Annotated in this window: 21 protein-coding genes and 1 pseudogene; 5 read left to right on the forward strand and 17 right to left on the reverse strand. The window is 67.5% G+C overall.

The window, feature by feature from the left end:
• Positions 1-81: 81 nt before the first annotated feature.
• On the reverse strand, positions 82-615 hold the full coding sequence (locus tag AC6A67_RS17215) for a gamma carbonic anhydrase family protein (RefSeq protein ID WP_498037787.1): 534 nt from the start codon (positions 613-615) through the stop codon (positions 82-84).
• 783 nt (positions 616-1,398) lie between these two features.
• On the opposite strand from AC6A67_RS17215, the gene AC6A67_RS17220 reads away from it, so the two are divergent.
• Positions 1,399-1,542: a hypothetical protein gene (locus AC6A67_RS17220; protein WP_498037788.1), complete on the forward strand. Its 144-nt coding sequence runs from the start codon at positions 1,399-1,401 to the stop codon at positions 1,540-1,542.
• A 186-nt stretch (positions 1,543-1,728) separates the two neighbouring features.
• On the opposite strand, the gene AC6A67_RS17225 is transcribed toward AC6A67_RS17220, so the two are convergent.
• Both AC6A67_RS17225 and cysE read right to left on the reverse strand, forming a co-directional pair.
• Entirely contained in the window at positions 1,729-1,944 is a 216-nt protein-coding gene (locus AC6A67_RS17225; RefSeq protein WP_498037789.1) for a DUF3126 family protein, read from the reverse strand.
• A gap of 430 nt (positions 1,945-2,374) precedes the next feature.
• On the reverse strand, positions 2,375-3,223 hold the full coding sequence (gene cysE / locus AC6A67_RS17230; RefSeq protein ID WP_498037790.1) for a serine O-acetyltransferase: 849 nt from the start codon (positions 3,221-3,223) through the stop codon (positions 2,375-2,377).
• Positions 3,224-3,560: 337 nt separating this feature from the next.
• On the opposite strand from cysE, the gene AC6A67_RS17235 reads away from it, so the two are divergent.
• The gene (locus tag AC6A67_RS17235; protein ID WP_498037791.1) at positions 3,561-4,364 is read left to right on the forward strand and encodes an enoyl-CoA hydratase; all 804 of its coding nucleotides are present in this window, start codon (positions 3,561-3,563) and stop codon (positions 4,362-4,364) included.
• 291 nt (positions 4,365-4,655) lie between these two features.
• Here the strand turns inward: AC6A67_RS17235 and recJ are convergent, their stop codons facing one another.
• The 11 genes and pseudogenes from recJ to AC6A67_RS17290 form a co-directional block, all read right to left on the reverse strand.
• The gene (gene recJ / locus AC6A67_RS17240) at positions 4,656-6,431 is read right to left on the reverse strand and encodes a single-stranded-DNA-specific exonuclease RecJ (protein WP_498037831.1); all 1,776 of its coding nucleotides are present in this window, start codon (positions 6,429-6,431) and stop codon (positions 4,656-4,658) included.
• Positions 6,432-7,340: 909 nt separating this feature from the next.
• Positions 7,341-7,796, reverse strand: a pseudogene (locus AC6A67_RS17245) (GNAT family N-acetyltransferase).
• A 190-nt stretch (positions 7,797-7,986) separates the two neighbouring features.
• Positions 7,987-8,985: a class II fructose-bisphosphatase gene (gene glpX / locus AC6A67_RS17250; RefSeq protein WP_498037792.1), complete on the reverse strand. Its 999-nt coding sequence runs from the start codon at positions 8,983-8,985 to the stop codon at positions 7,987-7,989.
• Between the two features lie 230 nt (positions 8,986-9,215).
• Positions 9,216-10,541, reverse strand: coding sequence for a homoserine dehydrogenase (locus AC6A67_RS17255; protein ID WP_498037793.1), 1,326 nt, complete (start codon positions 10,539-10,541; stop codon positions 9,216-9,218).
• A gap of 528 nt (positions 10,542-11,069) precedes the next feature.
• Positions 11,070-11,396, reverse strand: a complete 327-nt coding sequence (locus tag AC6A67_RS17260; protein ID WP_498037794.1) for a hypothetical protein — start codon at positions 11,394-11,396, stop codon at positions 11,070-11,072.
• Positions 11,397-12,667: 1,271 nt separating this feature from the next.
• Positions 12,668-13,888: an LL-diaminopimelate aminotransferase gene (locus AC6A67_RS17265; protein ID WP_498037795.1), complete on the reverse strand. Its 1,221-nt coding sequence runs from the start codon at positions 13,886-13,888 to the stop codon at positions 12,668-12,670.
• Positions 13,889-14,179: 291 nt separating this feature from the next.
• The gene (locus AC6A67_RS17270) at positions 14,180-14,560 is read right to left on the reverse strand and encodes a hypothetical protein (RefSeq protein WP_498037796.1); all 381 of its coding nucleotides are present in this window, start codon (positions 14,558-14,560) and stop codon (positions 14,180-14,182) included.
• A 103-nt stretch (positions 14,561-14,663) separates the two neighbouring features.
• Positions 14,664-15,638: an N-acetyl-gamma-glutamyl-phosphate reductase gene (argC, locus tag AC6A67_RS17275; protein WP_498037797.1), complete on the reverse strand. Its 975-nt coding sequence runs from the start codon at positions 15,636-15,638 to the stop codon at positions 14,664-14,666.
• A 265-nt stretch (positions 15,639-15,903) separates the two neighbouring features.
• Positions 15,904-16,383: a 30S ribosomal protein S9 gene (gene rpsI / locus AC6A67_RS17280; protein ID WP_498037798.1), complete on the reverse strand. Its 480-nt coding sequence runs from the start codon at positions 16,381-16,383 to the stop codon at positions 15,904-15,906.
• 2 nt (positions 16,384-16,385) lie between these two features.
• Positions 16,386-16,850: a 50S ribosomal protein L13 gene (rplM, locus tag AC6A67_RS17285; RefSeq protein ID WP_498037799.1), complete on the reverse strand. Its 465-nt coding sequence runs from the start codon at positions 16,848-16,850 to the stop codon at positions 16,386-16,388.
• Between the two features lie 783 nt (positions 16,851-17,633).
• On the reverse strand, positions 17,634-18,077 hold the full coding sequence (locus tag AC6A67_RS17290; RefSeq protein ID WP_498037800.1) for a PaaI family thioesterase: 444 nt from the start codon (positions 18,075-18,077) through the stop codon (positions 17,634-17,636).
• A gap of 253 nt (positions 18,078-18,330) precedes the next feature.
• Here AC6A67_RS17290 and AC6A67_RS17295 point away from each other — a divergent pair, with 253 nt between their 5' ends.
• Entirely contained in the window at positions 18,331-19,155 is an 825-nt protein-coding gene (locus AC6A67_RS17295) for an enoyl-CoA hydratase (protein ID WP_498037801.1), read from the forward strand.
• Positions 19,156-19,518: 363 nt separating this feature from the next.
• Here the strand turns inward: AC6A67_RS17295 and AC6A67_RS17300 are convergent, their stop codons facing one another.
• Both AC6A67_RS17300 and AC6A67_RS17305 read right to left on the reverse strand, forming a co-directional pair.
• Positions 19,519-19,863 (reverse strand): TfoX/Sxy family protein, encoded by a 345-nt coding sequence (locus AC6A67_RS17300; protein ID WP_498037802.1) that lies wholly within the window; start codon positions 19,861-19,863, stop codon positions 19,519-19,521.
• A gap of 30 nt (positions 19,864-19,893) precedes the next feature.
• Positions 19,894-21,702 (reverse strand): chloride channel protein, encoded by a 1,809-nt coding sequence (locus AC6A67_RS17305; RefSeq protein ID WP_498037803.1) that lies wholly within the window; start codon positions 21,700-21,702, stop codon positions 19,894-19,896.
• A 353-nt stretch (positions 21,703-22,055) separates the two neighbouring features.
• Here AC6A67_RS17305 and AC6A67_RS17310 point away from each other — a divergent pair, with 353 nt between their 5' ends.
• Both AC6A67_RS17310 and AC6A67_RS17315 read left to right on the forward strand, forming a co-directional pair.
• Positions 22,056-22,706 carry a CoA-binding protein gene (locus AC6A67_RS17310; RefSeq protein WP_498037804.1) on the forward strand — a complete coding sequence of 217 codons (651 nt, stop codon included), beginning with the start codon at positions 22,056-22,058 and terminating at the stop codon, positions 22,704-22,706.
• Between the two features lie 151 nt (positions 22,707-22,857).
• Positions 22,858-24,138 carry an O-acetylhomoserine aminocarboxypropyltransferase gene (locus AC6A67_RS17315; RefSeq protein WP_498037805.1) on the forward strand — a complete coding sequence of 427 codons (1,281 nt, stop codon included), beginning with the start codon at positions 22,858-22,860 and terminating at the stop codon, positions 24,136-24,138.
• A gap of 1,081 nt (positions 24,139-25,219) precedes the next feature.
• On the opposite strand, the gene AC6A67_RS17320 is transcribed toward AC6A67_RS17315, so the two are convergent.
• Positions 25,220-26,302: a COX15/CtaA family protein gene (locus tag AC6A67_RS17320; protein ID WP_498037806.1), complete on the reverse strand. Its 1,083-nt coding sequence runs from the start codon at positions 26,300-26,302 to the stop codon at positions 25,220-25,222.
• Positions 26,303-26,707 lie beyond the last annotated feature (405 nt).

Below are 26,707 nucleotides of genomic sequence, written 5' to 3' on the forward strand. Positions count from 1 at the left end.
CCTGCGCAAAAAAGACGCCGCCGGTCCTGCCGGCGGCGCCTGTTTGATTCTGTGCGCGGACGGCCCTGCGGCCGCCGCCTGTCAGCCCTCGATAGGGGTGAGTTCGCTGACGAAACGCCGCCAGTTGGCCACGTAATGGCCTGCGCTCATGCGCAGGCGGGCGACTTCCTCTTCGCGCAGGGTGCGCACGGCGCGGGCGGGGGCGCCGATGATCAGCGAATAATCCGGAAACTCCTTGCCCTCCGCCACCAGCGCATTGGCGCCGACCAGCGAGCCCTTGCCGATGCGGGCGCGGTTCAGCACCGTGGCGCCCATGCCGACCAGCGAGCCATCGCCGATGGTGCAGCCGTGCAGAATAGCGCTGTGACCGATGGTGCAATCCTCGCCAATGGTCATGGGCGCGCCAGGGTCGGTGTGCATCATGCACAATTCCTGGATGTTGCTGCGGGCGCCGATGTCGATGAGCTCATTGTCGCCGCGAATGACCGTGCCGAACCAGACGCCGACGCCCTCGGCCAGCCGGACATTGCCGATCACCTGCGCGGATGGCGCGACCCAGTAAGAGCCGGCGGCGGGAAGCTGCGGACGAACGTCCCCGAGTGCGTATACGGTCATGATTTCCTCCAGTTCGCGGACGTTGGCCAACCGCCAGCCGCCCGTCAAGCCTTGGCGTCCAGGAGGCGTGGCGGCGCACTGGGCAGGGGCGCGGTCGCAGCTGCAGTGTGAGCGGCGCGTGGGCGGCTGCCGCATGCCCGGCGCGTGGGCCCGGTTGGGGTTGCCGGCGGCGTCAGGCGCGCTTCCCTCGTTTCAGTGATGCGCCGCGAGGACGTGGCGGCCCGAGACGTGGATGCCCGTGACAAGCACGGGCATGACGGCGTGGAGTGACTGGCGGGCGGGCTACGGTGATGACCACGGGGGTGGCGGCGACGAAGACGTCAAGGCTGGCGCGGAGGAGAGCCGCGAAGCGGACGTGAGGCGGACGTCTTCGTTGGCGGCGCAGAGAACCGCCAAGTGGCGGCGCGGAGAACCGCAAGGTCGCGGCAACGGTGACGGCGATGGGGCGGCGCAAGGGACAGCGCCATGACGTTCGCTCAAGAGCGATCCTGTGGCCAAAACGGCCCTCACCCCAACGCCGTCATGGTCGGGCTTGACCCGACCATCCACGTTTTTGCTTTCCACCGCTTGCGCGGCGCCAACGCCGCGCAAGCGCGCCACAGCTCGTTTTAACGCAGCGCCCCCCCGATCACTTTACCTATCCACAGGCTATTCATCTGGCGCATCCACGCCTTACGCCATGTCAATGCAGTAACGCCACAACGTATAGTTAAAATATTACGTGCCACACACCTGCAAATCACCTAGCATATACCTACCGCAACCTCACGGCATGGTGGTTATATGCACGATGACCACGACTACCGTATCCGCGACCATTACATTGCGTCGTCACGACGGCAGAGGGAAATGACCACGGGCCTGTTTCTGACCCTGTTCCTGCTGTCGTCAGTGGCGTCGGTGGCCATTGGCCTGCTGCTGGGCTGAACCCACGACGCCATCCCCCGTCCAGGCAGCGGCGCGTGACGTCACCCTCTGGCGTCGGGGCGCCCGTCGCCCGCAGCCTGCCGCCTGCGACGCACAAAAAAGGCGCGCAACGCCGCAGCGTCACGCGCCCTGAAATCTCTGGCCAGCCGCGCTGGCGTCACGCAGGTGAGCCTGCGTGGCGGGCGCTCACGCCTCTTCCAGATCCGTGTCGAGAATGGCCATCTGGAAGCTGTAGCTCTTGTCGCCATCCTCATCGTCGAGGAACAGGACGCCGACGAACTCTTCGCCCACATAAACCTCGGCGGAATCGGTCTTGCGCGGGCGGGCGGTGACGCGGATGGCGGCGTTGCCAAAGGTGCGACGCAGGAAACCCTCGACCTTGGCGAGTTCAGTCTTGTCCAATGGTATTCTCCATGAAAGCGACGCCGACGGCGCCAGCCGCCCTGCCCGCCGCCAGATGCAGCGCGGCGCAGGACAACCAGGCCAGACGCAGCCGGTCGTCTGGAAGTGGCGACGGCGCGCCAGGGAGATCCTGGGCAATGCCCCTGTCGCCCGGCGTCCAACGTCGCCAGAACCGGCGATGGCGACCAGCGCCGCCCGTCACCGGATCAATACGCAAGTCTTACACGTCCTCGCCGCTTTGAGACAGCGGCGACCGCGGACAGAACGGCTTCAGGGCCAAATTCGCCGCCGCGACAGCATGGCGCCACTGGAAAAGCCCCATGACAGTGGGCGACGCGCCGCACGCCGGTTGACACCTTGGGCAAGCGCCTCGCCAGCGCCGCCCGCGTCAGGGGCGCTCGCGCCACTCACCCACGCCAAAGAGGGCGCGTCAGATGGTGTAATCGGTGGCCCAGTCGGCGAGAATCTGGTCCATGCTGCGCGCTGGCTCCGCGCAGCCGGCCGGGCCGACCACCTTGGCCGGCACGCCGGCGACGGTCATGTTGCGCGGCACCGGATGCAGCACCACCGAGCCAGCGGCGATGCGGGCGCATTGGCCCACCTCGATATTGCCAAGCACCTTGGCCCCGGCCCCCAGCAGCACGCCGGCGCGAATTTTCGGATGCCGGTCGCCGCGCTCCTTGCCGGTGCCGCCCAGCGTCACCCCCTGCAGGATCGAGACGTCGTCCTCGACCACCGCCGTCTGGCCAACGACGAGGCCGGTGGCGTGATCAAGAAACACGCCCTTGCCGATGACCGCCGCCGGGTTGATGTCGGTCTGGAACACCTCCGACGAGCGGCTTTGCAGCATCAGGGCGAAATCCTTGCGGCCCTTGTCCCACAACCAATGCGCCAGACGATGCGTCTGGATGGCGTGGAAGCCCTTGAAATACAGCACCGGCTCGATGAAGCGGACGGCGGCCGGGTCGCGGTCGATCACGGCGGCGAGGTCGGCGCGGAAGGCCTGGGAAATGCTGGCGTCATCATCCAGCGCCTGGGCATAGGCGCGGACGATGGTCTCTTCGCCCAGCAGCCGGTGCGCCAGCCGCGAGGCGACGCGGTGCACGATGGCCATTTCCAGCGAATTGTGATCGAGCACGGTGGCGCGGATCAGCGGCTCCATGTCCGGCTCGCGCGCCAGCGCCGCCTCCGCCTCATTGCGAATATGCATCCACACGGGGTCCAGCGGCGTGACCTTGTCGTGGAGGTTGCTAGCATTACGCACTGTAGCAAGCGCCATGTGACTGTCTCCCATCAGGCCGACGGCCGTTCACCAGACCGCGCCACACCCCATACCCCGGCGCGCAATTGCGCGGCGCCCATGGGCCGCGCGCAGGCGCAGCCCCTCATATGAGCCTACGCCCTACACCGCCTGATAAACGCCTGCATGACGTCATCAACGACAGGTGCGCGAAGCCGTCATGTCGGGCCATCATCATCCGGACCGCAGCGCCCCTATCCGGGCGCGCGACCCGCATGGCGGCGCGGCCACCCGCCTTGACGGCGGGGCGGGTTGCAGCCTTTAGCATATAAACACGCGCCGCCAGAAAAAAACCGTCTTCCGGTCAGGACAGCTGATGCAAAAATTTTCCTCTCCCACTGAAAAATTGATCGCCACCGCCGAGGCCGGCGTCGGCGTCATCGCCATCAATAATGTCGCCAAGCGCAACGCCTTCGACCTTGAGATGTGGCGGGCGCTGCCGGAGCTGCTGGCGGCGATGGCGAAGGATGCAGCGGTGCGGGTGATCGTGCTGCGCGGCGTCGGCGACAGCCCGTTCGCCTCGGGCGCGGACATCAGTGAGTTTCGCACCCTGCGCGCCAGCGCCGCCGGCGGCCAGGCCTATGAGCAATCCAATGAGGATGCCTTCGCCGCCATCGCCGCCTGCCCAGTGCCGGTGATCGCCATGATCCGCGGCTTCTGCATGGGCGGCGGCGTCGGCATCGCCGCATCCTGTGACCTGCGGGTGGCGTCGGAGGGCGCGGTGTTCGGCGTGCCGGCGGCGCGACTGGGCGTCGGCTATCCGCCCAGGGCCATGCGTCTGGTGGTGGCGGCGTTCGGCGACGCCGTGGCGCGCGACCTGTTCTTCACCGCCCGCCGGCTCGACGCGGGCGAAGCCAAGGCCCTCGGCGCCCTGCACCGGCTGTGGGCCAACGCCGATCTGGAGGCGGAGACCATGGCGCTGGCCCGCAGCATCGCCGCCAATGCGCCGCTGGCCATGCGCTCGGCCAAGGCCTCCATCGCCGCCGCCAGCGGTCTGCCTGGCGCGGTCAGCGAGGCGGAGCTGTTCGCCCTCGCCGGCGCCTGCTTCGACAGCGCCGATTACGCCGAAGGCCGCGACGCCTTCCTTGAGAAACGCCAGCCGGTGTTTCGGGGTGAGTGAGGGGTGATGGGCGACCTGGGGCTATTGAGCGCCTGTGTGTCGCCGGCGGTCGAAGACAGACGTGGATGCCCGTGACAAGCACGGGCATGACGGTGTTGGGGAGGCGAAAGGCGCAGGGCCACATGGCGGTCTGCGCAACGGCCCCCACCATCCCGCCCCCCGCCACCCGCCCCCCGCCGTCATGGTCGGGCTTGACCCGACCATCCACGTCTTCCGAAGCTTCCAGACGCCGCGCCACCAGGACCACGCGAAACCTGCGTCACCCCCGCCGCGCCAACCACCCCGGCGAACTCACCCCTCTCGCGTCGCGGCCAAATCAAGCAGCCGCAGCTCAGCCTTGTCGCGACCGCCCCAGCTATTGATGGTCAGCGTGCCGGCGGCGTGCACCTGCTGGCCGATATGGGCCTGCAGGGCGTCGCCGAGCGGCTGACCCAGGGCGCGGAAGGCCACGCCGCCGATCTGCGCGCCGTCGCCTGCCTTGAAGCGATAGCGCAAATGCGCCGCGCCGACGGGCTGCACGTCGAGCAGTCGCAGGCGCGGCAGGGCGAAGGTCGGTTCGGGATTGCCGGCCCCATAGGGTCCGGCCCGCTCCAGCATGGCGACGAGCTCCGGCTGCACCGCCGCAGCCGACATCGCCCCATCGAGCAGCAGTTCGGCCGCATGGGCGCCGACATGCTGATCCGCGAGGCCAAGCTCCAAAAACGCCGCGAAGGCGTCGATCTGCCCGGCCGCGAGCGTGACGCCCGCCGCCATGGCGTGACCGCCGCCCTTGATCGCCACCCCGGCGTCGACCGCCCGGCGCACCAGCCGCCCGAGGTCAACGCCCGGCACGGACCGGCCCGAGCCGGTCGCCACGCCATCCTCACGGATGGCGAAGGCGAAGGCCGGACGCGCAAAGCGTTCCTTCAGCCGCGAGGCGATCAGCCCGACGACGCCCGGGTGCCAGTCCGCTGATCCTAACGCGATGGCGCCCAGCGACGGGTTGGCGACGATCTGCGCCTCCGCCGTCATCGCCGCCTCATCGACCGCCAGCTGCTCGATGGCCTGGCGCTGGCGGTTCAGCTCATCCAGCTCCATGGCGATGCGCGTCGCTTCGGCGGCGTCGGCGGTCAGCAGCAGCCGCGCCCCAAGCGCGGCGTCGCCGATGCGTCCTCCGGCATTGATACGCGGCCCGACGAGGAAGCCCATATGCCAGGCCTCAGGCGGCCCCTTGAGATTGGCGACATCGAGCAGCGCCGTCAGGCCTGGACGGCGACGCTGGCGCATCACCACCAGCCCCTGGCGCACGAAGGCCCGGTTGAGACCGATCAGCGGGGCCACATCGGCGACCGTGCCCAGCGCCACCAGATCGAGCCCGGCCATCAGATCCGGCGGCTGCTTGCCCGCGAAGAACCCCTCCTCGCGCAGCAGACGGTTGACCGCCACCAGCGTGAGAAACACCACGCCTGCGGCGCACAGATAGCCGAGACCGGAGAGATCGTCCTGACGGTTGGGATTAACCAGGGCGAGGGCGTGCGGCTGCTGCTCCGGCGCCTGGTGGTGATCGAGCACCACCACGTCAAAGCCGACGCGGCGCGCCGTCTCAAACGCCTCATGGCTGGCCGTGCCGCAATCGACGGTGACCAGCAGGCTGGCGCCCTCGCGCCGCAGCGCCTCAATGGCCTGGCTGTTGGGGCCATAGCCTTCGGTGATGCGGTCGGGAATATGAACCGCATAGGGCACGCCGCAGTGCTGCAGGAATTCGCCCAGCAGCGCCGATGAGGTGGCGCCGTCCACGTCATAGTCACCGAAGATGGCGACGCGCTCACGACGCCGGATGGCGCGGGCGATGCGTTCGGCGGCGACGTCCATGTCGCGCAGCACCAGCGGATCGGGCATCAGGTCGCGCAGTTTTGGCTCAAGGAAGCCAGGGGCTGCCTCCAGCCCGACGTTACGCCCTGCCAGCACCCGCGCCAGCTGATCAGCGAGACCATGCGCCTGGGCCAACGCCAGCGCCTGGGCCTCGGCCTGCGCCGTGCAGCGGCTGCGCCAGATTCGCCCCAGGGCGGAGCGCTCCACGCCAAGCATCACCTGGCCAAGCGGCGCCTGGCCAAGCGGCGCCTGGCCAAGCGGTGTATGGCCGGGAATCGTCTGGCCGGGAATCACCTGGCCGAGCATCGCCTGGTCAGGCGTCTCCTGGTCAGGCGTCCCCTGGCCCGTCAACCCCGCGCCCTTACCGTCATCCGCCGCCGCCATCGCCCCCAACATCATCCGCCCGTTTTCCCTTGCGCCAGCCATTTCGCCAGCCCTGGCGTCGCCGCCGGGCGCTATCGCCGCGCTCTAGCCCATATGCCCTAGCCGTCAAACATAGGGAAGTTTGCACGCAATGCGACATGGTTTGGCAAGCCCTCCCGCCCACCACCGCCGTCATGGTCGGGCTTGACCCGACCATCCACGTCCTGGCGGCTGGTCCCGGGGCGCAGCGCCGGCATCATCCTGTCGGCAAAAACCCGGAGGCGGCATCCCGGCGGCACGATCGTCCCGACGGCAAGTCGTGGATGCCCGTGTCAAGCACGGGCATGACGGCGCGGGGTGGGCGGCGTGGACGGTCGTGAGGAAGGGCGCGGGGTGGATGGCAGGAAGGTCGCGTGGAAAGCCGCGTGGAAGAACGCGCGTCGGCGCCTCGCGGCAAACCCGCCTCACTCGCGCCTCCGCCCACATCCCTGTCCTCCACCCCGTCATGGTCGGGCTTGACCCGACCATCCACGTCTTGACGGTTGGTCCCGGCACACCGCGCCCACATCATCCTGTCGGCGAAAGCGGAAAAGCGGCGTCCCGGCGGCTCGATCGCCCGACGGTAAGACGTGGATGCCCGTGTCAAGCACGGGCATGACGGCCTGGGGCAAGCGCGGGTGGGGCGCGGGTTGATGGTGCGGGGTGAGTGGCGCGGGGTGGTCAGCGCGGGTCAATGGCGCGCCTCGTCGCCCCCAATCGGTCTCACACCGCCTTGCGATACTGGATAAAGCCGGCGTTATCGGCGATGGAATCATACAGGCGGCGGGCGGTGGCGTTGCTTTCGTGCGTGAGCCAATAGACCCGCGTCGCGCCCTCGGCGCGGGCGGCGGCGTAGACGGCTTCAATCAGCGCCCGCCCGACGCCCTGTCCACGCGCCGCAACATCGGCGAACAGGTCTTCCAGATAGCAATAGCTGGTCTTCGTTCAGGTGGCGCGGTGGAACACCAGATTGACGATGCCGACGACGGCGCCGTCGCGTTCGGCGACGATACAATGCATCGGCTCGGCGGGGTCGAGCAGGCGCTTCCAGACAAGGTCGGTGATGTCGTGGGCAAGTGAGGTCTCGTAGAACTCGAGATACCCCTGCCAAAGCAGCCGCCAGGCGGTTTCATCAGTGGCGGCGGCGGGCCGGGTGACAATGTCGGGAACGGTGCTCATGGGTGCTCTCCGGTTGCGCCGCGCAGGCGCAGGCATCTGGGCTGGCGACTATACTGGACTTGTTGCGCCGCGCCGGCAGCAAGCGCGGGCCAGCTGACCTCGCGCCGCTGTCCCGCATGGCCGCCACGTCCGGCGCAACAAAAAAGGGGCGCCGAAGCGCCCCTGTCATCGCGACATCACTGTCGGTTAATCAGGCTTCCAGCTGGAACTTGCTGAGGTCGCGGTGCTCGCCGGTGATGCGGCGCACGGTGCCGGTGACCGAACGGTAGACGATGGTCTCGGTCTCGATCACGTCCTTGCCGAACTTGACGCCCTTGAGCAGCGCGCCGTCGGTGACGCCGGTGGCGGCGACGATGACGTCGCCCGACGCCAGATCTTCCATCTCATAGATGCGGTCCGGGTCGGTGACGCCCATGCCGCGGGCGCGCTCACGCTTCTCCTCGGTGTCGAGGATCAGACGGCCCTGCATCTGGCCGCCGATGCAGCGCAGGGCGCCAGCCGCCAGCACGCCTTCGGGCGCCGCGCCAATGCCCATGTAGATGTCGATGCCGGTCTCTTCCGGGTTGGCGGTGTAGATGATGCCGGCGACGTCGCCGTCGGAGATCAGACGCACGGCGGCGCCGACGCTGCGGATGGCGGCGATCAGATCGGCGTGACGCGGACGGTCAAGCACGAGGGCGGTGATGTCAGACGGCTGAACGCCCTTGGCCTTGGCCAGATTGCGGATGTTATCCTCGGGGCTGGCGTCGATGTGCACGACGCCCTTCGGATAGCCCGGACCCACGGCGATCTTCTGCATGTAGACGTCAGGCGCGGCCAGCAGGGTGCCGCCTTCGGCCATGGCCATCACGGCGATCGAGCCAGGCATGTCCTTGGCGCACAGAGTGGTGCCTTCCAGCGGGTCCACGGCGATGTCGACCTTGGGGCCCGAGGTGTTGCCGACCTTTTCGCCGATGAACAGCATCGGCGCTTCGTCGCGCTCGCCCTCGCCGATCACCACGGTGCCGTCGATCGGCAGGCGATTGAGCTCGCGACGCATGGCGTCCACGGCGGCCTGGTCAGCGGCCTTCTCATTGCCGTGGCCACGCAGGCGGGCGGCGGCGACAGCGGCGCGCTCGGTCACACGCACCAGCTCCATGCTCAGGATGCGCTCAATCAGTTTGCCCTGCGGAACGGTGATGTCGGTCATGGTGTAACGGCCCCTAATGTGCGCGCCAGCCGGCAGGGCGGCTTGCCCCCGGCGGACGCAGCTGAATTGCTGACCAGGACGCGCTCCCAAACTGTGGTGAGACTGCGTCCATGGCGGCGATGTGGCGCTGCCCGCAGGCAGTTTTCCGCTGATTTTTCAGTTTTTCACTGTTGCATCAGCAGAACAAGCCAATGTGACCCCGGCCGGCTGCGCGCCGGGCCGGTCTTGCCTCAGTTGCGCTCGATGCGGATCACCTGCGGCGACGAGCCGACATATCCATCGGCGATGGCCTTTTGCAGCGCGCCGCGCACCGCCTCTTCGGTGGTGTCATAGGTAATGAGGATGACGGGCACCTTGGCGCCAGAGCGACCGGTTGGGTCACGCTCCGCCGCCTTGGGCGAACGGCGCTGCACGATGGATTCCAGCGAGATTCCCGCCTCGGCCATGCGCGTCACCACCGATGCGGCGGCGCCAGGCTTGTCGAGCAGATTGACGCGCACGTAATAGCCGCCGGGATGGTCCTTCAGCGGCGCCCGCTCCATCTGCTGCAATTCACCGGCTGGCGCGGCGAACACCGGGCCACGGCTGCCAGCCTGGGCGATGTCGACGATGTCAGCGATGACCGAAGACGCCGTGGCGTCGCCGCCGGCGCCTGGGCCGACCAGCGTCAATTCACCCACGGCGCTGGCGTCAATGTTCACCGCATTGGTGACGCCCATCACGCGGGCCAGCGGCGAGGTCTTCTCGACCATGGTCGGGCAGACGCGCTGCTCGACGCCATCGGCGGTGCGCACGGCGACGCCCAGAAGCTTGATGCGATAGCCCAGCCGGTTGGCCATGCGGATATCGATCTGCTTGATCGAGCGGATGCCCTCGACCTTGACGGCGGAGGCGTCGACCCGGCCGCCAAAGGCGAGGCCAGCCAGCAGCGCCAGCTTGTGGGCGGTGTCATAGCCGTCGACGTCGAAGCTGGGATCAGCCTCGGCGTAGCCAAGCTTCTGCGCCTCGGCAAGGCACTTGTCGAAGGAGAGGTTCTCCTGCTCCATGTTGCTGAGGATGTAATTGCAGGTGCCGTTCAGGATGCCGGCGATCTGGGTGATCTCATTGCCGACCAGCGACTCGCGCACGGTCTTGATCACCGGAATGCCGCCAGCCACCGCCGCCTCGAACGCCAGCGCCGCGCCAGCGCGCTCCGCATCAACGGCCAGCGCCATGCCATGGGCGGCAAGCAACGCCTTGTTGGCGGTGACCACGTGCAGGCCACGCGCCAGCGCCCCCTCTACCGTGGCCCGCGCGGCCCCTTCGGCGCCGCCGATCAGTTCGACCACGCAATCGAGTTCGGCTTCGCGGGCCATCTGCACCGGATCGTCGAACCACTGGCAAGCCGAGACGTCGACGCCACGATCGCGCGTCCGGTCGCGGGCCGAAACCGCAACCACATCAATGGCGCGACCGCAGACAAGCGTCAGCGCGGCGCGCCTTTGCGCCAGCAGCTTGAGCAACGACGCGCCGACGGTGCCGAGACCAGCGACGCCAATCCTGAGAGGTGTTTTCATGTGCTGCGGATCGCATGCGCCCGCGCGTCCTGTCAATCGACAGCACGGCTAATCGGGCAAGGTTATCAGCGGTCAACCGTCCGCTGGCTGAATTGCGGCTGCGGCAGGGTGGCCAGCATCGGCGGGTCGCGCCAGCTGGGCGATGGGTGCGGCCGGGAAAGGGGCTGTTCACGACCACAGCGTCGCGGCGTCCAGCGGATCGGGATGCGCCTGGGACGACGCTTGCCAGCAGCCGCAGCGCCGCTGCCTGGCCTGCAGGCCGCGCCAATAGAAAACCGCCAGCCTGGGGCCGGCGGCTCATCATGTCGTGTCGCCCGACGCCGTCGGGAAAGGCTGGCGTCGCAGCGCATGCCCGAACCAGACCACCTTAACCGCGTCCAGCAACGGCCCACGCACAATCGCGACGAAGGTCCATGAGCCAGCTGGGCTTGCTCAGCCACGCCGCTCTACCTGCATGCTAGCGGCGACGGCCACGAAGCGCGGACGTGGCGCGACGCGCGCATGCGGCTCAGGATCGCGCCCTTGGCCTTAGCCAAACAGCAGCACGTCTTCCAGCGAGCACTTGCGCGGCGTCTCTGCCGGAGCCGCAGCGACCGGAGCGGTCGCAACTGGCGCCGCAGCGCGGGCCACGGCCTTGGGGGCCTTGCGCGGCGTGCGCGGGGTATTGGCGGTGGGCATGCCCGCCATCATCTGCGCCGGCGTCACCGCCTGCCCCATCTGCGCGCTGCTGCTCACGGCGGCGGCCTGCCCCATCTGGGGCTGGGCGGCGGTGACCAGTGCGGCGTACTGCGCCTCCGGCAACACCACGAGTCGCTCGCCCGAAGCTGCGACAATGGTACGAACCTGAGCCTGCATAATACCTTTTCCTCTAAACATCCCTGACGGCGCGCCGTCTGGGACCTTCAACCATGAACGCCGCAGCGCGCATGTGCGTCTCCGCACCCGTCGCCTGCGTCGACGCGCCGCTGACGCTGGCTTTTTCGCCCCGCGCCGGCTGCGCCGACCTGCCCCGTGAGCATCCTGTCTGGGGGTCCCTCCCCAGACCCGCCGTCGCCGACGTCGATCTTTCCCTCACGGAACAGCGACCAGTTCTAATCTGCATAAAGGCAATTACATGACAACGCGCCGGCGACAAAATGTTGCACGGCACAAATAGAACCTTTGGCTAATGCAATGTTAATGGCGTCACAACTACGAAACAATTTGTAACAATGCGTGAATAGTTGGCGTGAAACACAGGAACCACCCCGACCCACAGCGCCGCAACCGGCGATGCGCCCCACGCGCGGGCATTGGCGACGCCCGGCGGACTGCCACCGCGGCATCGTTGCACCGCCCCCGCCGCGCAATCCAGACGGCCTCCCAGCGCCAATACGCCACGCCGCCACGCTGCCACGCCACGCCACGCCGCCACTACGCCCCCCGCCACGCCGTCGCCCGCCACGCCGCCACCCGCCACCCGCCAAGCCGCCCACCCTCATTGCGTGCCCCCCCACGACCTTTCCGCCGTCATGGTCGGGCTTGACCCGACCATCCACGTCTTTGGCGGTGAAAGGGCGCAAAGCGTCGCAAAGACGTGGATGCCCGTGACAAGCACGGGCATGACGGCTGAGGGAGCGCGCGGCGGTCGGCACGCTGGACGCAGATCGCAGGCAGCGGGCAGCGGGCGATGCGCCCCACGCGCCAGACGGTAGCGGCCTGCGCCTGACTGCGACCGCAGCGACGTTTCGCCTGCCTCGCCGCGCCGCCACGCCGCCACGCCGCCCACGCCCACTGCGTGCCCCCCACGACCTTCCGCCGTCATGGTCGGGCTCGACCCGACCATCCACGTCTTCGGCGGTGAAAGGGCGCAAAGCGTCGCAAAGACGTGGATGCCCGTGACAAGCACGGGCATGACGGCCGAGGGAGTAGACGACGGGCGCCACGCCGGAGGCAGAGCGCAGGCAGGCAAGTCGACAGGAAAGCGCAAAGCCCCAACAACGCAAACCGGCTGTCTCGCGTGCGCACAACGCAAAGTGCCCGCGACTTGCGCGGGCACTTCATGGGCACGGAAGCCCCTGACAGTCGGCAGGCGCCACCCCAGGCTTAACGCGATGCGTCAGCCTCGACGGGGCGCCCTGACCGCCTTATTCCGGCTTCGGCAGCGTGCCGCCATTGTGCAGGCGGGCGGCGTCGGCGTCGAAGAACTTGCGGATGTTGCGCGACGCCTGGCGGATGCGATGCTCGTTCTCGACGATGGCGATGCGCACATGGTCATCGCCATACTCGCCAAAACCGATGCCAGGCGCCACGGCCACTGAGGCCTGCTCGACCAGCAGCTTGGAGAATTCCAGCGAGCCCATGTCGCGATACCGCTCCGGGATCGGCACCCAGGCGAACATCGAGGCGGTCGGCACGGGAATCTCCCAGCCAGCGCGACCGAAAGATTCCACCAGCACGTCGCGACGCTTGCGGTAGATGTCGCGCATTTCGCGAATGCAATCGTCCGGGCCGTTGAGCGCCGTGGTCGCCGCCACCTGGATCGGCGTATAGGCGCCATAGTCGAGGTAAGACTTGACGCGAGCCAGAGCAGCGATCAGCCGCTCATTGCCCACGGCGAAGCCCATGCGCCAGCCGGCCATCGAGAAGGTCTTCGACATCGAGGTGAACTCGACGGTCACATCCATGGCGCCGTCAACTTCCAGCACCGATGGCGGCGGGTTGTTGTCGTCGAAGTAAACTTCCGAATAGGCAAGATCTGACAGCACGATCAGCTCGTGCTTCTTCGCGAAGGCGATCAGATCTTTGTAGAAGTCGAGCGACGCCACATAAGCGGTCGGGTTCGACGGATAGCAGACCACAATGGCGATCGGCTTGGGGATCGAGTGCTGCACCGCCCGCTCCAGCGCCGGGAAGAACGCCGGCGTCGGCTCGGCGGGCACCGAGCGGATGACGCCGCCGGCCATCAGGAAGCCGAAGGCGTGGATCGGATAGCTGGGGTTGGGCACCAGCACCACGTCGCCCGGGGCGGTGATGGCCTGGGCCATATTGGCGAAGCCTTCCTTCGAGCCCAGCGTCGCCACGACCTGGGTCTCCGGGTTCAGCGTCACGCCAAAACGGCGCTTGTAATAATTGGCCTGGGCGCGGCGCAGGCCAGGAATGCCCTTGGAGGCGGAATAGCGGTCGGTGCGCGGCTTGCCGACGGTCTCGATCAATTTGTCGAGCACATGCTTCGGCGTCGGCAGGTCAGGATTGCCCATGCCGAGGTCGATGATGTCTGCGCCCCGCGCGCGTGCTGCTGCCTTGGACCTGTTGACCTGTTCGAAGACGTAGGGCGGCAAGCGCTTGATGCGGTGAAAATCGGTCATTGGTACAGGTCCCTGGTGTCGGTCCTCTCCGCGCAGCCCTGCGCAGAGAGTTCTGCCGACAAAGGGATGCGGGAAGCTGTCGTGTGTAGCAAATCGCAGCCGGCAATCCAGCAAGATTCGCAACACATTCATCGTGGGGCGCACTTTGCGCGAAACTGGTTTCCAGTTTGCGCATCTGCGCCTTTCGGCGCTGGTCAACGCCCTCCGACGGGCGCGCCGCGCGTCGATGGCGAAGGTTCCGGCGGCGGCGGGATGGTGATTATCCGGCCACTGTCGGCGGCGCCTCGTCGATTATTCCGCCGGCTCGGGCGGCGGCGCCTTGGGCGGGGTCGGCGGCGGCGTGCGACCTTCCGCCTGGGCGGCGGCGCCCTGCGCAGCGTTGCGGCTGCGCGTCGCCTCCATGTTTGATTCGAGCGCCTTCACCTGCTCGGCGGTGCGTGGCTGGCTCGGCCGGGCCGGCAGTTCGCGCTCGATGCGGATGTAATCGGCCTCGGCCCGCCGCGTCGCGCCGACGAAGGCCGCCGGCTGCGGCGTGTCGGTGGCGAAATTGACCGCCTTGGCCGCGCCGCGAAACGGCGAGGTCTGGGCCGAGCATGCGGCCAGCGTCGCAGCCCCGGCGACAAGCAGCGCCGGTCGCGCCAGACGGATCAGACGAAGAAATTCAATGCGCATGAGGGCCACACTACGCCAGGGTTGCGACGGCGGAAACCGCTGGTGATCGCCTTATCCGTCCCGCGCCCCGACAAATTGCCGTGGCGCGGAGCGATGGATGGCGTCACACGCCGGTCATCAGCAGCAGATTCTGCACGGCGGCCCCGGAGGCGCCCTTGCCGAGATTGTCGAGGCGGGCGACCAGCACCGCCTGGCGCGCCGCCTCATTGGCGAACACGAACAATTGCAGGCGATTGCTGTCGTTGAGCGCCTCCGGCTCAATCCGCCCGGCTTTCACCGCCGGATCGTCGAGCGCCATCACCTCAACCACGCCGCCCGCCGGATACCAGTCGGCCAGCGCCTTGTGCAGGTCGGCGGCGGTCGGCTTGCCAGGCAGGTCATCGAGATGCAGCGGCACGGAGACCAGCATGCCCTGGCGGAAATTGCCCACCGAGGGCACGAACACCGGACGCCGTCCCAGCCTGCCATAGGTCTGCAGCTCCGGCAGGTGCTTGTGGGCGAGGCTGAGGCCATAAAGCTCGAAATGCGGAGCCGTGCCCGCCTCATAGGCCTCAATCATCTGCCTGCCCCCGCCAGAATAGCCGCTGACAGCGTTGACGGAGATGTGGGTGTCGGCGCCGATGTAGCCCGCCTCGACCAGCGGACGCAGCAAGGCGATGCCGCCGGTGGGGTAGCAGCCAGGATTGGCGACGAAGCGGGCGTTGGCGATGGCCTCCGCCTGGCCAGGCGCCAGTTCCGCGAAGCCATAGACCCAGCCATCGGCGACGCGATGGGCGGTGGAGGCGTCGAGCACCTTCGGCCCCTGGGCGCCCAGCTCCTGCACAAGGGCGACGGTTTCCTTCGCCGCCTCATCGGGCAGGCACAGAATCACCACGTCGACTTCCGACAAGAGCTGGCGCTTGGCGGCGACGTCCTTGCGCAATTCGTGGGGAATGCTGCGCAGGGTGATCTGCGGCATGGCTTCGAGCCGCTCGCGGATGCCGAGGCCGGTGGTGCCGGCTTCACCATCGATGAACACGGTGGCGCGACGCGCGCCGGCGCCCTGGGTGGCGGGGGTGCTGCGGACCTCTGTGCTCATGGGTGAACTCCTGCAAATCGGGACGGCGCATGTATGCGTTGGCACGCGGTACTGCAAGCCGCCGGAAAATCCAACAACCAACTGCGGCGCCTGCCCTCTCCGGGCAGCGCCGTCATGGTTGGGGCGGCGCGCGTCCCAGCCATAACAGACGAGGGCCGGAACCGCGTGACGGTGCGCCTGCTCCTCGCCAAACAAAAAGGGCGACCCGGAGGCCGCCCTTTCCAAAAAACGTGCAATGCGCCCTGAAAGGGCAGCGGCCGCCCGATCAGCGCTTCGAGAACTGGAAGCTGCGGCGTGCCTTGGCGCGGCCGTACTTCTTACGCTCGACGACGCGGCTGTCGCGGGTCAGGAAGCCTTCCTTCTTCAGGATGGAGCGCAGCTCCGGCTCGAAATAGGTCAGGGCCTTCGACAGGCCGTGGCGCACGGCGCCAGCCTGGCCAGACAGACCGCCGCCGGTCACGGTGACGGTGACGTCAAACTGGCCAACGCGGTTGGTCAGCTCGAGCGGCTGGTTGAGGATCATGCGCAGCACCGGACGGGCGAAGTACACTTCAACCGGACGGTCGTTGATCACGATGTTGCCCGAACCCGGCTTGATGTACACGCGGGCGATGGCGTCCTTGCGCTTGCCGGTGGCGTAAGCGCGGTTCTGCGCGTCGACCTTGCGGACATGCACGGGAGCGTCATTGGCGACGGCAGCGTTGGCCTGGCCAAGATCTGCGAGGCTCTGGAGGGTCTCAGCCATGATCAGGCGCTCCTCGAGTTCTTGGTGTTGAGAGCAGCGACGTCCAGGGCCTCAGGCTGCTGGGCGGCGTGCGGATGCTCTGCGCCGCCATAGACGCGCAGATTGCCGAGGATCTGGCGGAACAGCGGGCCGCGGGGCAGCATGCGCTCAACAGCCTTCTCGACAACGCGCTCCGGGAAGCGGCCTTCGAGGATGAACTTGGCGGTGCGGGACTTGATGCCGCCCGGATGTCCGGTGTGGTGGTAGTAAACCTTGTTTTCGTACTTGCGACCGGTCAGCACCACCTTGTCGGCGTTGATGATGATGACATTGTCACCGCAATCAACGTGGGGGGTGTAGGTGGGCTTGTGCTTGCCGCGCAGGCGCATGGCGACGATCGAAGCAAGGCGACCAACGACGAGACCCTCGGCGTCGATCAGCACCCACTTCTTTTCAACGTCGGCCGGCTTTGCCGAGTAGGTTTTCATGGAACGTTTCTCAACTTTCGCGGAGCCTTGCGGCCCCTGACGATGAACGCGCCGGCAGGCGGTTGCGAACGGCTGCCCGTCCGCCCTCGCCTCCAGCGCGGGTTGAGGGAGCGTGTAACCGCAGCCACGCAAGGCGTCAAGCGGGGAGCGATTCGGTTTGATTGAAAATATCCCGTATTCTCAGATATTTATGTGGCACGGTATTATAATACCGCACTTTTCTTGCCGAGCCGGCTCCGAAACGCGTCCCCGTCGCCCCTGCCAAGCGCAAACACTGCCCACAATGCCGGCACTGGCGTCGCCCTTCGGCTGCCCCTACAGCCCCCCGCCGTCATGCCCGTGCTTGTCACGGGCATCCACGTCTTAAAACGCTTGGGACGTGTAGCGCGGAGGAAGACGTGGATGGTCGGGTCAAGCCCGACCATGACGGCGTGTGTGGAACGTCAGGGAGCCGCAACGCGGCGAACACAGGACATGCCGCAGAGGCATCCCCATAGCGGGGAGGAAGCGAACAGGCGCCGGTGGCGTGGCAGAGGATGTCGCCTTCGCCATCCGAAGGGAGCAGGCGCAACGGCCATCGCCAACGCCGCCTCTAGCGTCGCGCCTATAGCTCCCCGCCGTCATGCCCGTGCTTGTCACGGGCATCCACGCCTTCAAACGCTTGCGGCGCGTGGCCCTGGGAGAAGACGTGGATGGTCGGGACAAGCCCGACCATGACGGCGTGTGTGGGACGTCAGGGGGCCGCAACGCGGCGAACACAGGACATGCCGCAGAGGCCTTCCTTCAGCGTGGCGGAATCGAATAGGTGCCGGTGGCGTGGCAGACGATGTCGTCTTCGCCGTCTGAGTAGAGATAGACCTCGCCGATGGCGAGGCGCTTGCCCAGCTTGAGCAGGCGGCAGTCGGCGATCAGATCTTTGGGCGCGGGCTTGCGCAGGAAGTTGAACGATAGATTGGTGGTCACCGCCAGCGTCACCGGGCCGATCGAGGCCATGATGGCGGCATAGAGCGTCAGATCGGCGAGGCCCATCATCGTTGGGCCAGAAATGGTGCCGCCGGGGCGCAATTGCGACGGATCATAGACCGAGCGCACCCTGGCGGTCAGATAGCCGACCGCCTCGATCTGGCGCCGCGCATCGCCGCTCCACATCTCTGGAAACTCCTTGCGCAAGGTGTCTTCCAGGTCGGCGCAGGTCATTGCGGCTGCAAGCGCGGTTTTGTCCGTCATCTCAGGCTATCCTCCCATTCAGCCATGACGTTGTGGCCCAGGCGCACTGCGGCTGCAACTGGCGGCGCCAGTGGCGAACCTGGGCCAGCGCCAGGCGGCCTCACGGCAGGCCAGCGCTGGCCTGCCGGGTCTGAAACACTTCGCACGGCCCTGGACGCATGGTTTAAGGGAATGCTGCTGCGCCGCCGTGCCCTCCTGAGGGATACCGCGCCAGGCTGGCGCAGCGATGCAATTGGCTTCAGGGAGGATCGCCATGGATGCGCCGCAGGCCGCCAGTCAGACAATTCACGACCGCCCGGTCCTGCGCAGCAACCATGACGGCTTCGCTATTCTCACCCTGAACCAGCCGGGGAGCCGCAATGCGCTGTCTGACGCGATGATTGCGGCGCTGCAGGCCGAGCTGACCGCCGCCGCCATCGACCAGAGCATCCGCGCGCTGGTGATCGAGGCCCACGGACCCGCCTTTTGCGCCGGCCACGACCTCAAGGAAGTCACCCGCCATCGCGCCGACGCCGACGGCGGCCGGCGTTACTTCGCTGATCTGATGGCGCGCTGCGCGGCGATGATGCAGTCCATCGTCACGCTGCCCATACCGGTGATCGCCGCCGTCGAGGGCGTGGCCACCGCCGCGGGCTGCCAGCTGGTGGCCAGTTGCGACCTCGCCGTGGCGGGCGCACAGGCGCGCTTCGCCACCCCCGGGGTCAATATCGGCCTGTTCTGCTCCACGCCCATGGTGGCGCTGTCGCGCAATGTCTCGCGCAAGCACGCCATGGAGATGCTGCTGACTGGCGAGATGATGGATGCTGCGGCGGCCGAACGCATGGGCCTCGTCAACAAGGTGACGCCCCAGGGCGAGGCGCTGGCAGGCGCCTGCGCCCTCGCCGCCCGCATCGCCGCAAAATCCCGCCTCACCCTGCGCACCGGCAAGCAGGCCTTCTATGAGCAACTCGAAATGGGCCTCGCCGACGCCTATGACTACGCCGCCCGCGTCATGGTGGAGAACCTGATGGCCCGGGACGCTGAAGAAGGCATCGGCGCCTTCGTCGAGAAGCGCGAGCCTGTCTGGCGCGACGCCTGAGCGGCCAGGCCGCTGGTGGGATTGGCCGGAGGCGTGGCTGGATTGGCGATGTGGTCGCCGTCGCCGGCTGTCGTTCACTCATCGGCTCGCAAGACGTGGATGCCCGTGACAAGCACGGGCATGACGGCGTGGATTGGTTACCGGTTGAGGCAGGACATCAGTGTGCTGGTGTTGCAGCGTCCTGGCGCGTCAGCACCATGCCGTTTCAGCGTCCTGGCGTTGATGCCCGCAGGCCGATCCAGTCGCGGCAAGAGACGCCCCACCCTGTACCCCGTCATGGTCGGGCTTGACCCGACCATCCACGTCTTCACACCGCCCAGGCGTCGCGCCCGTCTCCGCGTGGCCACCCAGGCCCACATCACCTCACGCCGTATCAGCAGCCTTGGGCGGCAGGGCCATCACATGCGCCAGCGCCGTGGCCAGCAGCTGCTGGCGGGTGGCGTCGTCGCGCCAGGCGTCCTCGCCGGCCAGCACCCAGCCGCCCATGCGGCGCCCCTTGGCGCCCATGGGCCCGACGCCGGGCAGCGCCAGCAACGCCGCCTCCGCCGCCTTGCCGACGCGGATCATCAGCCCTGGCGTGATGGCGGCGCACAGCATATTGCCCTCGATCATGAAGGCGAGGCCGCCGAACATGCGTTTCTCGCCAAGCCAGGGCACGCCGTCCAGCGCCTCGCGCAGCAGCGCCTCAAGCTCCCGGTCAAACGCCATATCCGCCCCCCGCCTGTCATCGACCTCGCCTCACCGCTCGCCACTATATTCGCGCCGGCGGCGCTCCAGCTCCTGGCTGTAACGGCGCAGGGCGTAAGCCTCCGTGACATAGCCCAGCACCTTGCGCGACAGGGGATCATCGACCACGGGCAGCGTCTCGACCTCGGCGCGCTCGAACGCCTCCAGCACCTTGGCGATGTCCTGGCGCGGCGTGAGGAACGCCGTCGGCGCCTGCCGCAGATCGCGAATCAGGCTGATGCCAGCGATGGCGTCATAGTCCGTGGCGTGCGCCTCCGGCACAAACACCACGCCCGCATAGGCGCCCGCCTCATCGGTGAGGAACACCCGGCCGGTGGAATCTATCGGGAAACGCTTGCGAAAGGCGGCGATGGTCATGGTCTCCGCCGCCGTGCGCGCCTCGCGTCGCATCAGCTTGACCACGGTGAGGTCGCGGGCCCAGCCCACGTCGACGGCGCTGCGGATGGTCTCGCCGCGCAAATGCAGACGCCAGGTCGAGAACGAATAGCCGAAGGTGCGCCGCACCAGCACCGTCGCCACGATCACTGACAGCAGCACGCCCGTGGTCATCGACAGATCGCCGGTCATGCCGAGCACCAGGAAGGTCATGGTCAGCGGCGCGCCGATCACCGCCGCCGCCAGCGCCGCCATGCCCACCAGCACATAGACGATGCGGTCGCTGGCCAGATGCGGCGCCAGCGCAAAATAGCTCTCGCCCACCAGCCCGCCAAACAGCACGCCGGCGAACAGCGAGGTGAAGAACAGGCCGCCACGGAAGCCAGACCCCACCGAGATCGACGCCGCCAGCATCTTGCCGAACAGCAAAAGCAGCAACAGGCCGATTCCATGGGTGGAGGCGAAATACACCTCCATGCCGCCATGGCCCGCGCCGAGCACGGCGGGCGAGCCCAGCGCCAGCACCCCAACCAGCAGGCCGCCGATCGCCGGGCGCAGCCAGCGCGGGGCCTTGCTGCGCACAAAGCCGGATTCCACGGCCGTCGCGGTCTTCATCAGGCCAATGCCGAGCCCCGCCGCCACCGCGCCCATGGCCGCGAACACGGCGTAATCGCCGCCAGCAAAGGCCAGCGAGCCGACGAGCGGCGCATGCGGCGAGGTGGTGAGCAATTCATGCACGATATTGGCGGCCAGCGCCGCCACCATCACCGGCGCGAGGGTGGCGACGCTATAGCCGGCCAGCACCAGCTCGAAGGCATAAAAGGCCCCGGCCAGCGGCGCATTGAAGGCGGCGGCGATGGCGGCGGCGGCGCCGCAGCCCACCAGCGTGCGCACATCAACCCGGCGCAGCTTGAGCGCGCCCGCCAGCCAGGAGGCGACGCCCGAGGTGGTCTGGGTGTAGCCAGCCTCCAGCCCGACAGAGGCGCCGGAGCCGCAGGACAGGATGGTGCCGCCGGTCAGCAGCAGGGAATCGGTCAGCGACATGCGGCCGCCATACAGAGCGTTGGCCTCGATCGGGTCGACCGCCTCGCGCTTGCGCCAGGCGCGGATGCCGAGCGTGGTCAGGCCAACCACCAGACCGCCCAGCATCGGGCCGAGCAGCGCTCGCCACGGCTCCAGCGTCGGTTGCGCGCTGAGCCGCTCACCGCGCGGCAGGGCAAAGATCACCTCGTGCATCCATTGCGCCAGCTCGTTGATGCAGAACACGCCGACGCCAGCGGCGACGCCGATCAGCGCCCCGAGGAGCAGCGGCGACAGCTCGTCGGCGCGCAGGAAGGAGCGCCAGCGCCGGCCAAACAGCACTCGCGCCGCCCTGATCTGGCGGCGGGCGCCGGAGCGCCAGCGCGGCGCCGTCTCAGTGACCATTATTCCCGACCATTATCCCCGACCATCATCCTCGCTCACATCCACACACAATGTCGCTCGCCAATAGCCATATGCCCCACCCGCCGCACAATCCGCGACAGCCCGCAGCCACTGGCGCGCCAGCCGGTTGGGCGCCCTTGGGGCCTGACCCTGCGCCGCCATGGATGGGTCGCCGGGCGCAAGGCGGGCCGCCAAACTCGCTTGTTCCATCCGTCACTATAAATGGTATGACGCACTGCGTTCATTTTTGGTTGCCGCTTTGGCGGCGCCGCGCGCCAGTGCAGGCAAGACAGGCCCCGGCCAGCGGGCCGGCGACACTTTGGGGAAGAAGCCGCCATGGGAAACACGCTGCCATGAATCTGACCTCTGACCCGACCTCCTGCCTGACGTCGCAGCCTGTGTCCGGCGACCCCAGCGCCACGGACGACGCGAGCCTCGCCGCCGTGGCCGAACGGCACGCCGCCTATCCGGATGAGCTGATCCGTTCGATCCTCACCTCGGTGAAGTCCCTCGCCATCGTCGGCGCCTCCAGCAGCAATGTGCGGCCGAGCTGGATTGTCACCAATTACATGGCGAAGCGCGGCTACAAGGTCTGGGCCGTCAACCCGGCGCTGGCCGGCACGGAGATCGCCGGCTGCCCGGTGGTGGCCTCGCTCGCCGATCTGCCCGAACCGGTCGACATGATCGACATTTTCCGCAACGCTGCGGCGGCGGGCGGCATTGTCGACGAGGCGCTGGCGCTGGCGACGCCGCCGAAGGTCATCTGGATGCAGCTGACGGTGCGCAATGACGCCGCCGCCGCCCGCGCCGAGGCGCGCGGCTGCACGGTGATCATGGACCGCTGCCCGAAGATTGAATACGGTCGCCTGTCTGGCGAAATTTCATGGAATGGCGTCAATTCCCGGGTGCTGTCGTCGAAGCGCCGGGTCAACGCCGGTGGCAAGGTGCAGCGCATGACGCTGGGGCCGATGGGCGCGGGACCATCCTTTCGCGGCAGGGGCTGAAAACAGAAGAATTTTGCGCAAAGCCGGCGGAGAATGAAATTCCCGCAGACAAATGCAGGCAGGCGTTATTCGTCATTTGACGCCAGCCGCCAGGCGCTTTTAAACATGATCTGACGGGTTTAAATCTAATATACATCCTGTGGGGGTAGTTATGTCTGAACGTACGCCGAGCTTTAACACTCTGGCCGTCCACGCCGGCGCCAGCCCGGATCCGACCACTGGCGCGCGCGTCACGCCGATTTACCAGACCGCCTCCTTCGTGTTCGACGACGTCGATCACGCGGCCTCGCTGTTTGGCCTGCAGGCCTTCGGCAACATCTACACCCGCATCACCAACCCGACGACCGCCGTGCTCGAAGAGCGCGTGGCGGCGCTCGAGGGCGGCACGGCGGCCCTCGCCGTCGCCTCCGGCCACGCGGCGCAGTTGCTGGCCTTCCACGTGTTGCTGCAGCCTGGCGACGAGTTCGTCGCCGCCCGCAAGCTGTATGGCGGCTCGATCAACCAGTTCAACAATTCGTTCAAGAGCTTCGGCTGGAACGTGGTGTGGGCCGACACCGAGGACCCGTCGTCCTTCGACCGCGCCATCACCCCGCGCACCAAGGCGATCTTCATTGAATCGATCGCCAATCCGGGCGGCGTGGTCGTCGACGTCAAGGCGATCTCGGCCATCGCCAAGAAGCACAATATCCCGCTGATCGTCGACAACACCCTGGCCACCCCTTATCTGTGGCAGCCGATCAAGGATGGCGCGGACATCGTGCTGCACTCGGCCACCAAATTCCTCGGCGGCCATGGTAATTCCATGGGCGGCGTCATCGTTGACGGCGGCTCGTTCAACTGGGCCGGCGACGCCCGCTATCCGATGCTGTCGCAGCCGCGTCCGGAGTATAACGGCCTCGTCATCGCCGAGACCTTCGGCAATTTCGGCTTCGCCATCGCCGCCCGCGTGCTGTCGCTGCGCGATCTCGGTCCGGCGATCTCGCCGTTCAACGCCTTCCAGATCATCACCGGCATCGAGACGCTGCCGTTGCGCATGGCGCGCCAGTCGGAGAGCGCGCTGACCGTGGCCAAGCATCTGGCCAGCCATCCCGCCGTGTCATGGGTCAGCTATCCAGGCCTCGCCAGCGATCCCTATCACGCGCTGGCGCAGCAATATCTGCCGCGCGGCCAGGGCGCCGTGTTCACCTTCGGCCTGAAGGGCGGCTATGACGCCGGCGTCAATCTGGTGTCCGGGCTTGAGCTGTTCTCGCATCTCGCCAATATCGGCGACACCCGCTCGCTGGTGATCCACCCGGCCTCGACCACCCACCGCCAGCTGACCGATGAGCAGAAGACGGCGGCGGGCGCTGGTCCCGACGTGGTGCGCCTGTCGATTGGCCTCGAAGACGCCGCTGACCTGATCGCCGACCTCGACGCCGCCCTGCAGGGCTGACGCACCGACCGGCGCTGCGCCACCGCCTGCTGGCGGCGCGGTGCGGTGCGCCGTTATTGGCGCTCTCCACATGCATCGCCCACGAAAACCAAAGGCTGGCCTCGCGCCAGCCTTTTTTCGTCACCATGTCGCAGAGCCTGAACAGCGCCATAACTGCGCGCCACCCATCGCTCGCCAGATCCGCCGAACGCGGCGGATCAGCAACAATGCATGTGGCCAGGAGCGCGCCTTGCCATGGACCCTGCCAGCCGACGCCGCGCGGCTCAGAGGCGTAGCGACGTGTGAAGCGCCACACGTCGCGGCATGTACGTATAGCTAACCGGACATGCCCGGCGGTCGACCCGCCGCCGACCACGCACGTCCGGGACGTCTCAGGAGGCGCGCAACCGGGCGCTGCGCCAGCGGCGGGCTGGCTTGCGTGGCGCGCCGACGCACAAGGCGCGGGCCCGTCTGCTCCCCATCACCGTCACAACCACCACGCTGGTGGCTGTCACCTCACATTGCCATCGGGCAGGCATCACTATCGTCACCATAACGCGTCTCCCCGCCAATACGGATCGAGTTTAAGACGAAAACTGGTTTACGATTTGTTACCGCCGTAAATGTCACGACAAGACAGCGTATCAATACACGCGAAGACCAGATATGACCTTCAATAACTCATGATAAACTATTTATTGATCAATAATAAATCTGCGTCAACCATATCGCGAAGACGATAGCCAAGAAAATAACCCCGTCAACGCACAGCACATCCATCAGATTTACTGAAGATTTCCGCAACAGTCAGCGGCGATTACTTGCGGGGTCGCCAGGGGCGCTGCGCCGCAACGGGCGAGACACGCACGGCGGCGCAACAAACCCCGCCTGTTCGTCTGCCTCCTGCGCCGCAGTGACAGACGACGGCGCCCAGACGCGCAGAGGCCAGGCTGAGCCCGTTCACATTTGCGTCAACACGTCTTTGCGCGCTGCTGGTCCTGACGGCCATCGCCTGGGCGGCGCCCGGGCGGCGGACCGCCATGCGCATGCAGAGATATCCGGCGCGCATGGCCCGCGCACGCAGCCCCCCTCGCTCAGCCGCTCAGCCTTTGGCCAGCGCCAGGCGCCGCCAATGGATCACCGCCACCGCCAGCACCACCAGCGCGCAGGCCTGGTGCAGAAGTCCCGCCCAGATCGGCACGGCCAGCAACAGCGTGACGACGCCGACCACGCCCTGAGCGGCGACGGCGAAGGCCAGCGCCATCGCCCGGTGCTTCGCCCTTCCCGAGGCCAGCCCTGCGGCCGCGAGACGGCGCACGTCAAAAGCGTGCCACAGCGCCAGCGCCAGCAGCACATAGGCGCCCAGGCGATGGTTGAACTGCACCATCGGCACAGTGGCCAGCACATTCATCCACCACGGGCTGAGCGGGGTCAGCGCCGCCGCCTCCGGGATCAGTCGCCCGTCCATCAGCGGCCAGGTGTTGTAGGTGAGGCCCGCCTGCAGGCCTGCGACCAGCGCGCCCAGCGCGATCTGCACGAAGGTCGCGCCGACCAGCGCGATGGCCACGGCCCGCACGCGCGCCGCCGACACCGGCTCGGGGCGCGGCGACAGCCGGACGATCAGCGCCACGACGCAGGCGAACAGCAAACAGGCGGCGAGCAGATGCAGCATCAGCTTGACCGGGGCCACCGCCACCATGCCAGGCTGCAGGCCCGAATGCACCATGATCCAGCCAATGGCGCCCTGCAGGCCGCCGAGCACGCCGATCAGCGCCAGCAGCGCCAGCAATTTGCCGGTGACCACGCGGCGGGCGGCGAACCACAGCAACGGCAGCACATAGGCGAGGCCAATGAAGCGGCCAAGCTGCCGGTGCCCCCACTCCCACAGATAGATGAACTGGAAATCGGCCAGCGACATGCCGGCGTTGAGCAATTTGTACTGGGGCGTGGCGCGATACAGATCGAACTCCGCCAGCCATGCCGCATGGGACAGCGGCGGAATGGCGCCGGTGATCGGCTTCCACTCGGTGATCGACAGCCCAGAGCCCGTCAGCCGGGTCGCGCCGCCCACCACCACCATGATGAAGATCAGGCCGGTGACGAAAATCAGCCAGTTGCGCACCGCGCGCAGTCCCGGCGCCGGGGCCTGCAAGGCCGTCGCGCTGTCATAACCTGTTGCCGTCATCATCTGCTCCACCGGGGCCCGATCCGTACGCCGGAGCGGGCTGCCTTTGCCGGACGCGACGCAACCTTCCGTTTCCCAGCCAGCGCCAGGCGGTCGCATCGCCTCGCGCACCCATAAGCCGCGCCTGCGCCGCCGCCAAGGCGGGCAACCGCCGCACCCCGCGAGGCGCCGCGCCTGCAGCGAGCAACCGGGCGGCGGCGGCCGATTGGCGGCGCCGGCCGGCCTGTTGCGGCGCGGCATGCGCGCCGAGGCATTGGTGCTGTGTGGGGGGGCGACATCGCCAGTCGCGTTCGCCGCCGGGAGGCGCATTCACACCGGGGCGGAAATGCACTAGAGCATCAGCCGTTGCTTGTTGATGCGATCACGCCCCGCAATCCGGGGCGGGCGCGCATATTCGCTCCACCA

The organism is Camelimonas sp. FR25, from assembly GCF_059740505.1.

Excerpts from the sequence above, each read along its gene's own strand:
- AC6A67_RS17215 (WP_498037787.1), bottom strand. The coding sequence starts at position 615 with ATGACCGTATACGCACTCGGGGACGTTCGTCCGCAGCTTCCCGCCGCC.
- AC6A67_RS17220 (WP_498037788.1), top strand. The coding sequence starts at position 1,399 with ATGCACGATGACCACGACTACCGTATCCGCGACCATTACATTGCGTCG.
- cysE (WP_498037790.1), bottom strand. The coding sequence starts at position 3,223 with ATGGCGCTTGCTACAGTGCGTAATGCTAGCAACCTCCACGACAAGGTC.
- AC6A67_RS17235 (WP_498037791.1), top strand. The coding sequence starts at position 3,561 with ATGCAAAAATTTTCCTCTCCCACTGAAAAATTGATCGCCACCGCCGAG.
- recJ (WP_498037831.1), bottom strand. The coding sequence starts at position 6,431 with ATGCTTGGCGTGGAGCGCTCCGCCCTGGGGCGAATCTGGCGCAGCCGC.
- glpX (WP_498037792.1), bottom strand. The coding sequence starts at position 8,985 with ATGACCGACATCACCGTTCCGCAGGGCAAACTGATTGAGCGCATCCTG.
- AC6A67_RS17255 (WP_498037793.1), bottom strand. The coding sequence starts at position 10,541 with ATGAAAACACCTCTCAGGATTGGCGTCGCTGGTCTCGGCACCGTCGGC.
- AC6A67_RS17260 (WP_498037794.1), bottom strand. The coding sequence starts at position 11,396 with ATGCAGGCTCAGGTTCGTACCATTGTCGCAGCTTCGGGCGAGCGACTC.
- AC6A67_RS17265 (WP_498037795.1), bottom strand. The coding sequence starts at position 13,888 with ATGACCGATTTTCACCGCATCAAGCGCTTGCCGCCCTACGTCTTCGAA.
- AC6A67_RS17270 (WP_498037796.1), bottom strand. The coding sequence starts at position 14,560 with ATGCGCATTGAATTTCTTCGTCTGATCCGTCTGGCGCGACCGGCGCTG.
- argC (WP_498037797.1), bottom strand. The coding sequence starts at position 15,638 with ATGAGCACAGAGGTCCGCAGCACCCCCGCCACCCAGGGCGCCGGCGCG.
- rpsI (WP_498037798.1), bottom strand. The coding sequence starts at position 16,383 with ATGGCTGAGACCCTCCAGAGCCTCGCAGATCTTGGCCAGGCCAACGCT.
- rplM (WP_498037799.1), bottom strand. The coding sequence starts at position 16,850 with ATGAAAACCTACTCGGCAAAGCCGGCCGACGTTGAAAAGAAGTGGGTG.
- AC6A67_RS17290 (WP_498037800.1), bottom strand. The coding sequence starts at position 18,077 with ATGACGGACAAAACCGCGCTTGCAGCCGCAATGACCTGCGCCGACCTG.
- AC6A67_RS17295 (WP_498037801.1), top strand. The coding sequence starts at position 18,331 with ATGGATGCGCCGCAGGCCGCCAGTCAGACAATTCACGACCGCCCGGTC.
- AC6A67_RS17300 (WP_498037802.1), bottom strand. The coding sequence starts at position 19,863 with ATGGCGTTTGACCGGGAGCTTGAGGCGCTGCTGCGCGAGGCGCTGGAC.
- AC6A67_RS17305 (WP_498037803.1), bottom strand. The coding sequence starts at position 21,702 with ATGGTCACTGAGACGGCGCCGCGCTGGCGCTCCGGCGCCCGCCGCCAG.
- AC6A67_RS17310 (WP_498037804.1), top strand. The coding sequence starts at position 22,056 with ATGAATCTGACCTCTGACCCGACCTCCTGCCTGACGTCGCAGCCTGTG.
- AC6A67_RS17315 (WP_498037805.1), top strand. The coding sequence starts at position 22,858 with ATGTCTGAACGTACGCCGAGCTTTAACACTCTGGCCGTCCACGCCGGC.
- AC6A67_RS17320 (WP_498037806.1), bottom strand. The coding sequence starts at position 26,302 with ATGACGGCAACAGGTTATGACAGCGCGACGGCCTTGCAGGCCCCGGCG.